The sequence below is a fragment of the Mycolicibacter sinensis genome (assembly GCF_001667375.1).
Classification (GTDB): Bacteria; Actinomycetota; Actinomycetes; order Mycobacteriales; family Mycobacteriaceae; genus Mycobacterium; species Mycobacterium sinense_A.
In genome coordinates this window covers 53,478-66,401 of record NZ_LZIN01000015.1, presented here as the reverse complement: position 1 = coordinate 66,401, position 12,924 = coordinate 53,478, and the positions used below count along the sequence as shown (strand labels likewise).

The 12,924-nt window shown below is 67.9% G+C and carries 12 protein-coding genes and 1 pseudogene; 7 read left to right on the top strand and 6 right to left on the bottom strand.

Going from position 1 to position 12,924, the window contains the following annotated elements:
- The first annotated feature begins 562 nt into the window (after positions 1-562).
- The 4 genes from A5771_RS02805 to A5771_RS02790 all read left to right on the top strand — a co-directional run bounded on the left by A5771_RS02805 (position 563) and on the right by A5771_RS02790 (position 3,737).
- Complete coding sequence (locus tag A5771_RS02805) at positions 563-1,501, top strand: Rieske 2Fe-2S domain-containing protein (protein WP_064853708.1); 939 nt, start codon at positions 563-565, stop codon at positions 1,499-1,501.
- A complete protein-coding gene (locus tag A5771_RS02800; protein WP_064853675.1) occupies positions 1,498-1,992 on the top strand; it encodes a hemerythrin domain-containing protein in 495 nt (164 codons plus the stop codon). The genes A5771_RS02805 and A5771_RS02800 overlap by 4 nt, the downstream gene beginning before the upstream one ends.
- A gap of 67 nt (positions 1,993-2,059) precedes the next feature.
- On the top strand, positions 2,060-3,403 hold the full coding sequence (locus tag A5771_RS02795) for a salicylate synthase (protein WP_064853674.1): 1,344 nt from the start codon (positions 2,060-2,062) through the stop codon (positions 3,401-3,403).
- A gap of 64 nt (positions 3,404-3,467) precedes the next feature.
- Positions 3,468-3,737, top strand: coding sequence for a metal-sensitive transcriptional regulator (locus A5771_RS02790; RefSeq protein ID WP_064853673.1), 270 nt, complete (start codon positions 3,468-3,470; stop codon positions 3,735-3,737).
- A 64-nt stretch (positions 3,738-3,801) separates the two neighbouring features.
- Here the strand turns inward: A5771_RS02790 and A5771_RS02785 are convergent, their stop codons facing one another.
- From A5771_RS02785 to A5771_RS02765, 5 genes are all read right to left on the bottom strand, one after another.
- The gene (locus A5771_RS02785; protein WP_064853672.1) at positions 3,802-4,701 is read right to left on the bottom strand and encodes a MerR family transcriptional regulator; all 900 of its coding nucleotides are present in this window, start codon (positions 4,699-4,701) and stop codon (positions 3,802-3,804) included.
- Positions 4,698-6,164: a flavin-containing monooxygenase gene (locus A5771_RS02780; protein WP_064853671.1), complete on the bottom strand. Its 1,467-nt coding sequence runs from the start codon at positions 6,162-6,164 to the stop codon at positions 4,698-4,700. Before A5771_RS02780 ends, A5771_RS02785 begins: the two co-directional genes overlap by 4 nt.
- Position 6,165: 1 nt before the next feature.
- Positions 6,166-7,086, bottom strand: coding sequence for a hypothetical protein (locus A5771_RS02775; protein WP_064853670.1), 921 nt, complete (start codon positions 7,084-7,086; stop codon positions 6,166-6,168).
- Between the two features lie 11 nt (positions 7,087-7,097).
- Positions 7,098-7,955 carry an SDR family NAD(P)-dependent oxidoreductase gene (locus A5771_RS02770; RefSeq protein ID WP_064853669.1) on the bottom strand — a complete coding sequence of 286 codons (858 nt, stop codon included), beginning with the start codon at positions 7,953-7,955 and terminating at the stop codon, positions 7,098-7,100.
- A 141-nt stretch (positions 7,956-8,096) separates the two neighbouring features.
- Complete coding sequence (locus tag A5771_RS02765; RefSeq protein ID WP_234782918.1) at positions 8,097-9,059, bottom strand: hypothetical protein; 963 nt, start codon at positions 9,057-9,059, stop codon at positions 8,097-8,099.
- A 169-nt stretch (positions 9,060-9,228) separates the two neighbouring features.
- Between A5771_RS02765 and A5771_RS02760 the strand changes: the two are divergent.
- From A5771_RS02760 to mbtN, 3 genes and pseudogenes are all read left to right on the top strand, one after another.
- Positions 9,229-9,492: pseudogene (locus tag A5771_RS02760) on the top strand (acyl carrier protein); the annotation flags it as partial.
- Positions 9,489-11,072 (top strand): long-chain-fatty acid--ACP ligase MbtM, encoded by a 1,584-nt coding sequence (mbtM, locus tag A5771_RS02755; protein ID WP_064853667.1) that lies wholly within the window; start codon positions 9,489-9,491, stop codon positions 11,070-11,072. The pseudogene A5771_RS02760 and the gene mbtM, both read left to right, overlap by 4 nt.
- Positions 11,069-12,220, top strand: coding sequence for a mycobactin biosynthesis acyl-ACP dehydrogenase MbtN (gene mbtN / locus A5771_RS02750; RefSeq protein WP_064853666.1), 1,152 nt, complete (start codon positions 11,069-11,071; stop codon positions 12,218-12,220). The genes mbtM and mbtN overlap by 4 nt, the downstream gene beginning before the upstream one ends.
- Here mbtN and A5771_RS02745 read toward each other — a convergent pair.
- Positions 12,184-12,810: a GNAT family N-acetyltransferase gene (locus A5771_RS02745; protein WP_064853665.1), complete on the bottom strand. Its 627-nt coding sequence runs from the start codon at positions 12,808-12,810 to the stop codon at positions 12,184-12,186. The genes mbtN and A5771_RS02745 overlap by 37 nt on opposite strands.
- Positions 12,811-12,924: the final 114 nt, after the last annotated feature.

Here is a 12,924-nt window from a genome sequence, read left to right as displayed (position 1 = left end):
GCCTCCATATTTCATACTGACGCCGTCGTTGCCAACCCTTGTGTGACGACCGATACCGAATCGTGAACGCCTGTAACACATCACTGCGACCGGGGGCTGCGGCGCGCGGCGCCACCGGCGCCGGCGGCTCCACCAAAAACCGTATATCCGGTTCCGCGCCGTTATTGTCATCGGATTCACAGCTACGGCTGCTGTGGGCCGGAAGGTCCGCCGGAACGGAGGCCCCGGCCTCTCATGCTACAATTGAAACCAGCTGGTATAAAACAGATTTCGCCCGATGTGTGGAATCTTGGCGAGATATCGCCGGCGCTGCGGATGGACCATGTAGCAATAGCGAAGAGTCCACTTATTGTGTGCCGCATATACGGGTACTGTTCGGGTGATAATTCCGCAAATGGCGAGTGACTACGAGCGTCGTGGGAGGGTTGACGGGATGGCAGTTCAACGGGTGTCGTGCGCCGAGGGCCGGGCGTCATGCGCCGAGGATCGGGCACCGTGTGCCGATGGCCGCGCGTACGGCGCCGGCAGGCGGGTGCTGGACTTCCTCGGGCGCCAGCAGTGGATGGACCGGCCGAGTTACCGGCTGGAGCACATGCTCAGCTTCGTGTTCAACGCGTTCGGCGGAGCCCGCAACCGGGTGACCAACCTGTTGAACGGCGTCTGGCTCGGTCATCCGGTGCATCCGCCGCTGGCATCGTTGACCACCGGCGCGATCGGGACGACAGTGGCGCTGGACGCGCTGAGCCTGCTGCCCGGCCAAGCCGCGACCGAGACACGCGATGCGGCCCGATTCGCCGAGCGGGCTTTGGGACTGGGCATCCTGGCCAACTTCGCATCGGCGGCCACCGGGGTGACCGACTGGCAGCACACCCACGAGAAGGACCGTCGGATCGGTCTGGTGCACGGTGTGCTGAACCTGATCGCCACCGGCCTGTACATCCAGTCCTGGCGGGACCGGCGCCGCGGCCGGCACCTTCGCGGTGTGGTGACCAGTGCGGTCGGCTACGGAATCACCAGTGCCAGCGGCTTTTTGGGCGGCGCGCTGGTGTTCGGATCCGGCATCGGTATGGACCAGTCCGGTGAGCGGCTGCGCATCGCGGACTGGACACCGGTGCTTCCGGAGGCGGAACTGCCGGCCGACCAGAAACTCAAGCGGGTCGAGGTAGACGGTGTGGGCGTGGTGGTGTGCCGCGACGGCGAGACGGTATCGGCGTTCGCCGGGCTGTGCCCGCACCTGGCAGCGCCGATGGAGGACGGCTGGGTCGACCGCGGCCGGGTCGTATGCCCCTGGCACGGCTCGCAATTCAACGCGCGGACCGGCGAGGTGGTCCGCGGTCCCGCTGCTGCGCCGTTGCCCTGCTATCAGGCGCGGCTGCGCAACGGGATGGTCGAACTGCGCAACGGCGCTCCGAGCCCGCTCGGCGTGGCCCGCGAGAAGCACCTGACCGTGCAGCCGCTGCCGTGCCCGAAAATCTCGGATGTGAAGGAGATCGCCCGGTGAGCAACGCCTACGACGTGTTGCGGGAACACCACGACGTGCTGCGCGGCCTGGGGGCCAGGTTCAAGGCCGCGCCGGTCGGATCGCCCGAACGACAGCAAATCCTCGATGAGCTGTTGCGCGAGTTCACCATCCACATGCGCATCGAGGACGACATCTACTACCCGGCGCTGGCGGCGGCCGGCCGGCTGATCGCGATCGCGCACGCCGAGCACCGGCAGATCTACGACCAGCTCGCGGTGGCGCTGCGCACTCCGGCCGGTTCGCCGCACCACGTCGACGAGTGGAATTCCTTCCTCACCGTCCTGGAGGCCCACGCCGACGAGGAGGAGCGCGACCTGATACCGCCACCGCCGCCGTTCGAGCTGTCCGACGCCGAGTTGCACGACCTGGGCGAGCAGATGACCGCGGAGATGGAGCGGCAGCGCAAGTCGAAGTTCCACCAACTGCGGGTCAAGGCGCGGGCGAAACTGCTGGCCCTGATGCCCGGCTGAAGCTGCGCGCCGGGTTAACGGGGCCAGGGCGCGCGGGATTTAATAGGTTAGGCTACATTTACTAACCGTGACCGAGCTCGGTGTCGAAACAGCCTCCGAAAATCTATCGGTGCCGCTGCCGCCGGGCGTCGGGCCGGCCGACCTCGCGGCGGCGCTGGCGGCGGCACTCCCGGAACGCGATGGCGAGGAGTACCTGCTCTACGAGCGGTGCGGAACCTGGACGCTGGCTACGGGCGTGCGCGCTGCCGTCGAACTGGACACCGACGAGTTGCGCACCATCCGCGATGGAGTAGTGCAACGCCAGCACTGGCGCGGCCACCCGTCCGCGGTGCTCGGCGAAGCTGTCGACCGGCTGCTGCTGGAGGCCGAGCAGGTGTTCGGCTGGGTCGCGTTCGAGTTCGGCACCTACCGTTTCGGGCTGCAGGATCGCCTGGCACCGGGAACCGCGCTGGCGCGGGTGCTCTGGCCCCGGACCCGGATCGTGGTCACCGCCGCGCAGGTCGAGATGTTCGGTGCCGGTGACCGGGAGGCCGCGGTGCTGGAGCAACTGCTGGCCGACGGCGTCCCGGTATTAGCCGACCCCTCCCGGATCGCGGTGGATGCCGACGCCGCCGGTTATCGCGGCCGGGTGGCCACCGCCGTCGGCGAGATCTGCGCCGGCGCCTACCGCAAGGTGATCCTGTCGCGCTGCGTCGACGTGCCGTTCACGCTGGACTTCCCCTCGACCTATCGGCTGGGCCGGCGGCACAACACCCCGGCCCGGTCGTTTCTGTTGCGGCTGGGCGGTATTCGAGCGCTCGGTTACAGCCCGGAACTGGTGGCCGAGGTGCGTGACGACGGCGTGGTGGTCACCGAGCCGCTGGCCGGGACGCGGGCGCGCAGCGGCGATCCCGCGGTCGACGGGCCGGTTCGCGCCGAGCTGGAATCCGACGCCAAGGAGATCGTGGAGCATGCGATCTCGGTGCGCACCTCGATGGAGGAGATCGCCGAGGTGGCCGAACCCGGCAGTGCCGCGGTCACCGACTTCATGACGGTGCGGGAGCGGGGCAGCGTCCAGCACCTGGGCTCCACGGTGTCGGGGCGGTTGGATCCCGCGCGGAACCGGATGGACGCTTTGGTGGCGCTGTTTCCGGCGGTCACCGCCTCGGGCATCCCGAAAGCGCCGGGGATCGAGGCCATCCTGCGGCTCGACGAGTGCCCGCGGAGTTTGTATTCCGGCGCGGTGGTGATGTTTTCGGCCGACGGCGGGCTGGACGCCGCGTTGACGCTGCGGGCTGCCTACGAGCAAGACGGGCGGACCTGGCTGCGGGCGGGCGCGGGCGTCATCGACGCCTCCCGTCCGGAGCGGGAGTTCGAGGAGACCTGCGAGAAGCTGGCGACGCTGGCGCCGTATCTGATCGCGCGCCGCTGAACCGCCTTCCCGGCGCGGTGATACCCCGCCGGGTATCGTGGGTCTCTAGCGGAGAGGAGCTCATGTGGTTGGCGACGACGACAGCGTCAAGTCAGTGTTGAACCGGTTGCGCCGCGCGCACGGCCAGCTCGCCGGGGTGATCACGATGATCGAGAGCGGCCGAGACTGCAAGGATGTGGTCACCCAGCTGGCCGCGGTCTCGCGTGCCCTGGACCGGGCGGGTTTCAAGATCGTGGCCAGCGGGCTGCGCGAATGCATCGCCGGCCAGTCCGGCAGCGGCAACGCTCCGCTGACCGAGGATGAGCTCGAGAAGCTGTTCCTCGCCCTGGCCTGACCCGGCGGTTCAGCGAGGCTCGACGGAGGAGAGGCGAAGCTGGGACCGCCGCATCCGAGCCCTATCAGTGCTGCAGGGACTCGGCCAGCAGGCCGGTGACCATTGACTCGATGGTCGACTCGATCGATGACGCCAGGGTGGCGGTCACCGACGCGACGGCCTGGGTGCGAAACCGGACCAGCATGCCGATCAACTCGGCGATCTCGGTGTCGGCCGGCAGCGGTGCACCGGGCTGCACTCGGGTGAGCACATGCTCGGCGCCGGCGCGCACCAGCAGCTGGCTGATCGCGTCGATATGGGGCAGCGTCTGCTCGTAGAGGTCGATGAGCTTGTCGACGCCGATGCCGTATCCGCGGATCTCGTTGAACGCCTCGATCAGCTTGGGCCGGGTGATGGTGGCCCGGGAGCCGTCGGCCCCGTCGAGGCGGATCACGCCGAGTTCGACCAGCCGGCGCAATGCCTGCGGGTCGTCGATCAGCCGCTCAGCGTCGGCGCGCGGCATAGTGTGGGGCCGCTCGGTGGTCCAGCTGCCGGCGATCGCGCTCTCCAGCCCCAGGATGTCGCCGAGGTCCTTGCCCTGCTCCCAGGCGCCGATCATCTCCTTGACGTGCGCGATCGTGTAGCCGCGATCGAGCATCGAGGTGATCAGTCGCAACCGCGTCAGGTGCGTGTCGTTGAACAGCGCCACCCGGCCGACCCGCCGCGGCGGCGGCAACAGGTCCCGGTCCCGGTAGACCCGGACGTTGCGGGTGGTGGTGCCGGCCATCCGGGCCAGATCGTCGATCCGGTATTCGCGCGACGCCGTGCTGCCGCCCGGGTGACGCACCACGACTTCGAACAGCTGGGTCACCGCGGCTTCGATCACCTCGCGGGACTCGCGCCGCACCCGCCGGGGAACTTTGCGCAGGTTCGCCAGTACGCCGGCGATGGAGTCGGCCTTAGGGGGACGATCCGGTGCGGTCATGCCACCGCGTGGTAGTCGGCGAGCCGGAAGGTGCGCATCTGCCGAAGATACTGCGTCGCGAACCCCGGGTACATCGAGGCGTTGAAGCCGTCCTCGGTGAGATACCAGCTGCGACAGCCCGACATCCAGGTCGTCTTGCGCAGCCGGTGCTGGAGCTGCTCGTTGTGACGGCGCTGCACGTCTTCGCGGACGTCGAGGTAGCGCAGGTCCCCGGTGCGGATGGCGCTGACGGCGCGCACCAGGTAGTCGAGCTGGCCTTCGACATACACCAGCAGTGAGTTGTGGCCCGGGCCGGAGTTGGGGCCGGTCATGAAGAACAGGTTCGGATATCCGTGCGCCTGAATGCTCTTGAACGCCTGGCCGCCGCGGCTCCAGTCGGCGGCCAGCGATCTGCCGGCCAGCCCGGTGACCGGAAACGGCGGGCCCGTCAGATGCACGTCGTAGCCGGTGGCGAAGACGATGGCGTCCAGGTGGTGCTCCACCCCGTCGCTGGTGCGGATGCCGGCCGGGCTCAGCGTGGCGATCGGCCAGTCGATGAGCTTGCAGTTATCGCGCTGCAGGGCGGGGTAGTAGTCGCTGGAGATCAGCATGCGCTTGCAGCCCGGAGTGAAGTCCGGCGTGAGCTGGCGACGCAGCCACGGATCCTTGACGGTCGCGCGCAAGTGAGCTTTCCCGAGTCGGGCCACTAACCCGCTCAGCGGGGTGTTCCAGACCAGCGCGGTGGCACTGGCTTCGTGTCCCCAGAACAGTGCCTGGCGGGTAAGCTGCTGGGCGGCAGGAACTTTCGCGAACAACTCTTGCACCACCGGGGGCATGGCGATGTCCAGCCGCGGGATCACCCAGCCCGGGGTGCGCTGGAAGACCTTGACGAAACCGGCCCGCTCGACCAGTTCCGGGATGATCTGCACCGCGCTGGCACCGGTGCCGACGACCGCGACCTTCTTGCCGGCGAAGTCGTAGTCGTGATCCCAGCGGGCGCTGTGAATCTTGTGGCCGGCATAGGTTTCCAGGCCGCGGATGGCCGGAAAGCTCGAATCGGGCAGCGGGCCTGACGCCAGCACCACGGTGCGGGCCCGAAACTTTCTGCGCCCGGCGGTGACGGCCCAGAGGCCGGCCTGCTCGTCGAACACCAGTCCGGTGACCTCGGTGTTGAACCGGATGTGGCGGCGCAGGCCGAACCGGTCGACCATGTCCTCGATGTGCTGATAGATCTCACCGGCCGACGGATACGCCCGCGACCAGCCCGGGTTGGCGACGAATGAGAACGAGTAGAGCAACGATGGAATATCGCATGCCGCACCGGGATAGCGGGTGTCGCGCCAGGTGCCGCCGACCCGGTCGCTGCGCTCCAGGATCACGATCTCGTCGTCGCCGATGCCGGCTTCGGCCAGCTTGATCGCCGCACCGATCCCGGAGAAGCCGGCGCCCACGATCAGCGTCTGATAGACGTGCGCCCGGGCCACGTCAGGCCGCCGGTTCGTGGGTGAGCTCTTTGAACCAGCTCGGAATGGGCTTGAGCAGCCGCTTGGGGTAAAAGCCCGACAGCCATGCTGCGGGATTGGCCAGCAGATGATAGGGACTGTCCGGGTTGGCGAACCAGTTCGAGTAGCGCTTGACCACCTGGTAGGCCGGTACCCGCCGGGTGTGTTCGCCGCGTTCGCCGAACTGCTGGAAGCGCATCAGCGCCGAGTAGAGTCGCTGGGGATCGAGTCCCATGCCAATGATCTCGTTGCGGATCCGGTTGAGCAGTGGAATCGAGATCAGCGCGCCGATGATCAGTGACGGGGAGGCGACGGTGCCGACGAACTCGATGGCCAGCCGGCGGGCATCGGCATGTCCGATCAGCTCCAGCACCTCGAAATCGAGGGCGATATGGCGGGATTCGTCGTTGTTGATCTTCTCGAACACCTGGTGGCAGACCGGGTCGTCGACCTCGTCGAGCAGGAACTTGAGCAGCGCGCCGTCGAGTGCCACCTCCAGCATCGGGATGACGGTGCCCAGCACCGACAGCGGCAGGTCGTCGGAGTACTCGTCGAGCCACTGCATCGCCATCCGGATGTTGACGTTGGGCTCGGGGATTTCGCCGTCGTCGAGCATGCCCCAGCGCTTCATCAGCGCCAGCTCGGCATTGGCATGCCGCTGCTCCTCAGCGTGGAAGTACCGGTAGATCTCGGCCAGCGTTTTGGTGGGCGCCTTGCGGGCCATGGCCGCGAAGCCGCGTGCGCCGACGTTCTCGATCCAGCACAGGTCGGCCATGAACTTCTTGAGCTTGGGCACCATCTCGGGCCGGATCAATTCGGCTCCCGGTGCGTCCCAGTCGATGTCGGCCAGCGCCCACTGCCGGTCCTTGATCTTGGCGAGCATCACGTCCATGTCGATGGCCATCTCGTCCTCCTTCAGTCGGCGTTGTCGGTCAGTGCTGCACCGGCCCGGAATGCCAGCCCGATGGTTCGGGTGAACGTCTCGGGCGCCAATCGTTTGACGTTCCAACCGATTTTTGCGTCGAGTTGCGGCATGCAGTACAAGCCGCCGCGGTCATGGGTGTTCAGACAGTCCCGGGCCACTCGGGCGGCGGAGATCCCGGTCCAGCGCATCAACGCGTTCGCGGTGTCGCTGGATCGTGCGGTGCTGCGGCCGGATTCGACGATGTTGGTCTTGACGAACGTCGGGCACAGCACGGTCACGCCGATTCCGGTGCCCGACAGCTCGGCGGCCAGGGTCTCCGACAGCGACAGCACCCCGGCCTTGCTGACGTTGTAGGCCGCCATCTCCGGGGCGGCGCCGAACGAGGCCGCGGAGGCGACGTTGATGATCCCGCGCGGGTGGTCGCTAGCCGCTTCGCGCAGGACCGGGGTGAACACGTGGCAGCCGTGGATCGGGCCCCACAAATTGATGCTCAGGGTCCAGTTCCAGTCGTCCAGTGACATGTCCCCGATCAACCGGCCGCCGGTGCCGACGCCGGCGTTGTTGATCACCAGGGTGGGTGGGCGCCCGAACCAGGACTGCGCGGCGTCGGACAGTGCGGTGACGTCGTCGAGTTGCGAGACGTCGCAATGCACGGCGGTGGCACGTCCGCCCGCGGCGGCGATTGCGTCGACGGTGCGTTGCGCAGCGGTGTCATCGATGTCGCTGCAGACCACGGCGCTGCCGCGGCGGGCGAGTTCACGGGCGAATGCGGCTCCGATGCCGCTGCCGGCGCCGGTGACGACCGCGGAGGCTCCATGGCTGCGTTTCGGCGATCGCCCGAGAATCATGTGATCAAGTCAACTGCCAATGGTGACATTAGTCAATGGCAATGTTTTGGGCGGGGCCCAATTCCTGCGCGAGCGTGCGCAATCCCGGAGGATTCCTCGGCGTGTTGGCCGGGGGCGCGCACGCTCGCGCAGGGGCTAAAGCTAGCTGAAGAGGCCGGTGAGCCAGTCCAGGTCGAACAGGTTGGGATCGGCAAGCGAGGCACCGAGGTCCGGATCCACGGCCTCGTCCACCGGCAGGTTGGCGGTGAGCGCGTCGGCGATCATGCTGGGCAGCTTGTCGAACAGGTAGGCGAAGGTGCCGTCCGCGGTGAGCAGGCCGATGAACGCGGCGTGCGGCTCTTCGGCCTCCGAGCCGGCCGGGACGTCCCACGGCACGTAGCCATTGAGCAGCGCATCGAACGGGTCCTGCGCCACGTGGTCACCGGTGTCGCCCAGGCTGTCCGCCAGCGCGTACTGCATGCCGATGAACGGCTCCATCAGGTACTTGGCGCTCTCCTTCCAGAAGCTGTAGTCGCCGAAGAACACGTCCTGCACGTTGGCCATGACGCGAGTCAGGTCGGGGCCCATGCTGAAGATTCCGGGCACCTCGACCTCGCTGCCGCGCGGGGTGTGGTCGAACAGCGGCTGGAAGATGTTCTGCATGTTGAACAACATGTCGATGTTGATCAGGTTGTAGGCGTTGCTGGTGTCGCCCTGCTGAAGGAATTCCATGACCTGCGGCAGGATCGTCTCCAGGCCCTTGGCGCCGCCCAAACCGGACCAGATGCCTTCGACGCCGGCCAGCGAGTCCTTGATGCTGTTACTGGCGACATCGCCGTAGTACGAGGTGAGCTCGCCGATGGCGTTGCCGAGCGGGTCCGGGTTGGCCGCGAAGATCTCCTGTAGGCTCGCCCAGTTGTCGGCGGCGGTGTCCCAGGTGCCGGTGAGCTGCACGGCGGGCTGTTGGCCCGCCACCGGGATCAGCGGTGCGACCGGGTTGACGGCGATCACGCCGGCGCCGGCCAGGGCGACACCGACGGCCAGGAGCCGGTTGGTGCGGGTCGTCGGAAGAAAGTCAGGTGCGGGAACGCGATCGAGGGAGCCGTCCGCGAGGGCGAGCTTCATTGCTTCTCCTTATTGTGACCTCATCTGGTATGAGGTTGCTGTGCGGGTAGAACGCTGGGCTACCTTAGGCAGATTCTTACTCAACAGGCAAGCCTTACCTAACCGTGTGTCGACCGTCACAAACTAGGGTAAGGCTAACCTTACTTTCAGTGGTCGTGTAGCGTCCCTCGACATGAGTTCTTCGCCGACCGATGCCGTCAGCGCCGCGCTGCGTCAGATCCTGCGCGACGACCTGAGTGTCGACCTCAATCGGGTGACTGCGGAGTCCCGGCTGGTCGACGACGTGGGCCTGGACTCCGTGGCCTTCGCGATCGGCATGGTGGCCATCGAGGACCGGCTCGGGGTGGCCCTGTCCGAGGAAGACCTGCTGACGTGTGACACGGTCGGCGACCTCGAGGCCGCCATCCGGGCGAAAGTGCCCGCCGACGCGTGAGCGTGCTGGCAAGCGCCCTGACCAGGGCGATGACCGCCTCGGACCAGGACCTGGTGATCTTCGATCAGGGCAGCGGCACTTGGCAGCATCACCCGTGGGCGCAGGTGCACTCGCGCGCGCAGGGCGTGGCATCGACGATCCTCGACTCAGATCGCCCCGGCGCGGTCGGACTGGTCGGGGAGCCGACCGTCGAGCTGGTCGCCGCGATCCAGGGGGCCTGGCTGGCCGGACGCAGCGTGTCGATACTGCCCGGGCCCGTCCGCGGCTCCGATCCACAGCAGTGGGCCCACGCGACTTTGAGCCGGTTCCGCGGCATCGGTGTCGACACGGTCTTCAGCCAAGGCGCACCGCTGCCGTTGCTGGCTGAGCACGATGCCGGCGCCGCGGTGCACGACGTCGCCGCCGCCGCCACCGAGCGTTCGGCCGCCTTCACGCCGGTGCCCGGCGCACCGGAGGTGCCGGCGGTGCTGCAGGGCACGGCCGGGTCCACCGGAACCCCGCGCACCGCGCAGTTGTCGCCGGCCGCGGTGCTGAGCAACGTCGCCGGACTGCTGGCCCACGTCGACGTCGACGCGTCCGCCGACGTCGGTTGTTCGTGGCTGCCGCTGTACCACGACATGGGGCTGACGTTCCTGCTCAGCGGCGCGTTGTCCGGGTCGCCGATGTGGCTGGCGCCTACCGCGGCCTTTGCGGCGTCGCCGTTTCGCTGGCTGACCTGGCTGCACCAGAGCGCCGCGACCATGACCGCGGCGCCGAACTTCGCCTACAGCGTGCTGGGCAAATATGCGCGCCGGATACCGGACGTCGACCTGGGCCGGGTGCGGGTGGCGATCAACGGCGGCGAACCCGTCGACTGCGCGGCGTTGCAGCGGTTCGTCACCGAGTGCGCGAAGTTCGGTTTCGACCCGGGTGCGGTCACCCCGTCCTACGGCCTGGCGGAGGCCACCTGCGCGGTGACCGCGCCGCGACCGGGCACCGGTCTGCGGTATGACGAGATCGCCGGCGCCGCAGACGCGGTGCGCCGACACGCGCTCCTGGGGGTGCCGATCCCCGGTATGCAGGTCCGGATCGCCCCGGCCCCCGGTCACGATGCCGGCCAACCCGGACGCGACGTCGGCGAGATCGAGATCCGCGGCACCTCGATGATGTCCGGTTACGTCGGCGAACCGGCCCACGATCCGGAGTCCTGGTTCGCCACCGGCGATCTCGGCTACCTCACCGATGAGGGCCTGGTGGTCTGTGGTCGCGCCAAGGAGATCATCTCGGTGGCCGGACGCAACGTGTTCCCCACCGAGATCGAACGGGTCGCCGCCGAGATCCGTGGCGTGCGGGAGGGCGCGGTGGTGGCCTTTGGAACCAGTGAGGCCACCGACGACGTCCGCCCGGCGCTGATCGTCGTCGCCGAATTCCGGGGCCCCGACGAGGCCGGCGCCCGCAGCGACCTGGTCTCCCGGGTCGCATCCGAATGCGGGGTGGTGCCGGCCAAGGTGGTGTTCCTGACGCCCGGCTCGCTGCCCCGAACGTCGTCGGGCAAGTTGCGGCGGCTCGAGGTCAAACGCAACCTGGAGGTTATGACGTGACTGACGATGCCTATCGCAATCTGCTTGACGAGGTCTTCGACCAGCAGGTGGTGGAGTGGACCGCGGAGGCCGAGGTCAGTGGGCGCTTCCCCCGCAAACTGATCGAACACCTCGGGCAGGCAGGGGTTTTCACCCGGAAATGGGCTGACGCGGCGCCCACCGACGTGGCCAAGCTGGTGGAGCTGGCCTACGCGCTGGGGCGGCTGGGGTCGGCCGGCATCGGCGTCGGGGTGAGCTTGCAGGACTCGTCGATCGCGATCCTGCATCGGTTCGGGCGGTCGGAGTACCTCAAAGACATCTGCCAGCAGGCCATCCGCGGTGAAGCGGTGCTGTGCATCGGCGCCTCGGAGGAGTCCGGCGGATCGGACTTACAGCGGGTGCAGACCGAAGTTCGTTCCTTGCGTGACGGTTTCGAGGTGCGCGGCCGCAAGAAGTTCGTCTCGCTGTCGCCCATCTCCGACCACATCCTGGTGCTGGCGCGCAGCATGGACCACGACGAGAACAGCCGGCACGGCAACGTCATGATGGTCGCGGTGCCGACCGCGCAGGTGCAGGTGCACGCGCCGTTCAGCAAGGTCGGGGCGGCCCCGCTGGACACCGCCCCGGTCGACATCGACACCTGGGTGCCGGCCGACGCCCTGATCGCCCGCCCGGGTACCGGACTGGCCGCGATCTCCTGGGGGCTGGCGCACGAACGCATGTCGATCTCCGGGCAGGTCGCCTCGTCGTGTCAGAAGGTGCTGGGCATCACCCATGCCCGGATGATGCACCGCAAGCAGTTCGGCGCCAGCCTGTTCGAGCATCAGGCGCTGCGGTTGCGGCTGGCCGACCTGCAGGCCCGGGTCGATCTACTTCGGCACGGGCTCAACGGTTTCGCCGCCGAGGGCCGGCTCGACCTACGGACCTCCGCGGCGATGAAGGTCACCGCGGCGCGGCTGGGCGAAGAGGTGATCGCGGAGTGCATGCACCTCTTCGGCGGCGCCGGCTACCTGGTCGACGAGACGCCGATCGGGCGCTGGTGGCGCGACATGAAGCTGGCCCGGGTGGGCGGCGGCACCGATGAGGTGCTCTGGGAACTGGTGGCCGCCGGGATGCGCCCGGACTACGACGGTTACGCCGAGCTGTTCGACAGCGGGTCGTCGGGGTAGCGCAGCACCGCGTAGAGCGCCATCCGTCGATTGCTCATGTCGTGCTCGCCGAGGAAGGTGCCCCCTACGTACTCGGCCAGCCGTCGCATGGCGGTGTTGCGGTACTCGGGGTCGAACATCATCCGCCGGCACTGCGGTTCGAGGTCGAACACGCTGGCCATCACGCGCGGCAACAGGATCGCGGCGAACCCGCGGTTGACCACCGCCAGATCAGCGACCGCGGCATGAACACCCAGATCGTAGGGATGTGCGGCATAGCGGGTGGCGATGCAATCCTTTGCGCCCCGGTATATCTCGACATAGCCGCCGTCTTCCCCGTTGCGGCTGACGATCAACGGCCGCGAGTAGCTGCCGGCGACCTGGGCGCTCAGGTAGGCATGCCAGCGCGCGGCCGGCCAGGCGGACTCCCACGTCTGCGCCAGATGCGGCCGGCTCATCCACTCGGCGACCATCTCCGCGTCGGCATCGGGGTCGGCCACCCGGATCGCGTAGGGGTCGGCCAATACCGGGATCGGAGGTGCCGGGACGCTGCGGACCTCGTCGGATATGTCGGTGAGCTCGCGGGGCAGGATGGCGGCGGCGTCAGTCATAACGAACGGTGAGCCTACCCCGAGGCCCTGTTCGGTTTAGTGAGGGTAGGGTAACCTAGGTCGGGCTTGGCGGCGCGAGTACCGGGTCTCACCCCGCGGGGCGGGAAACCGTAG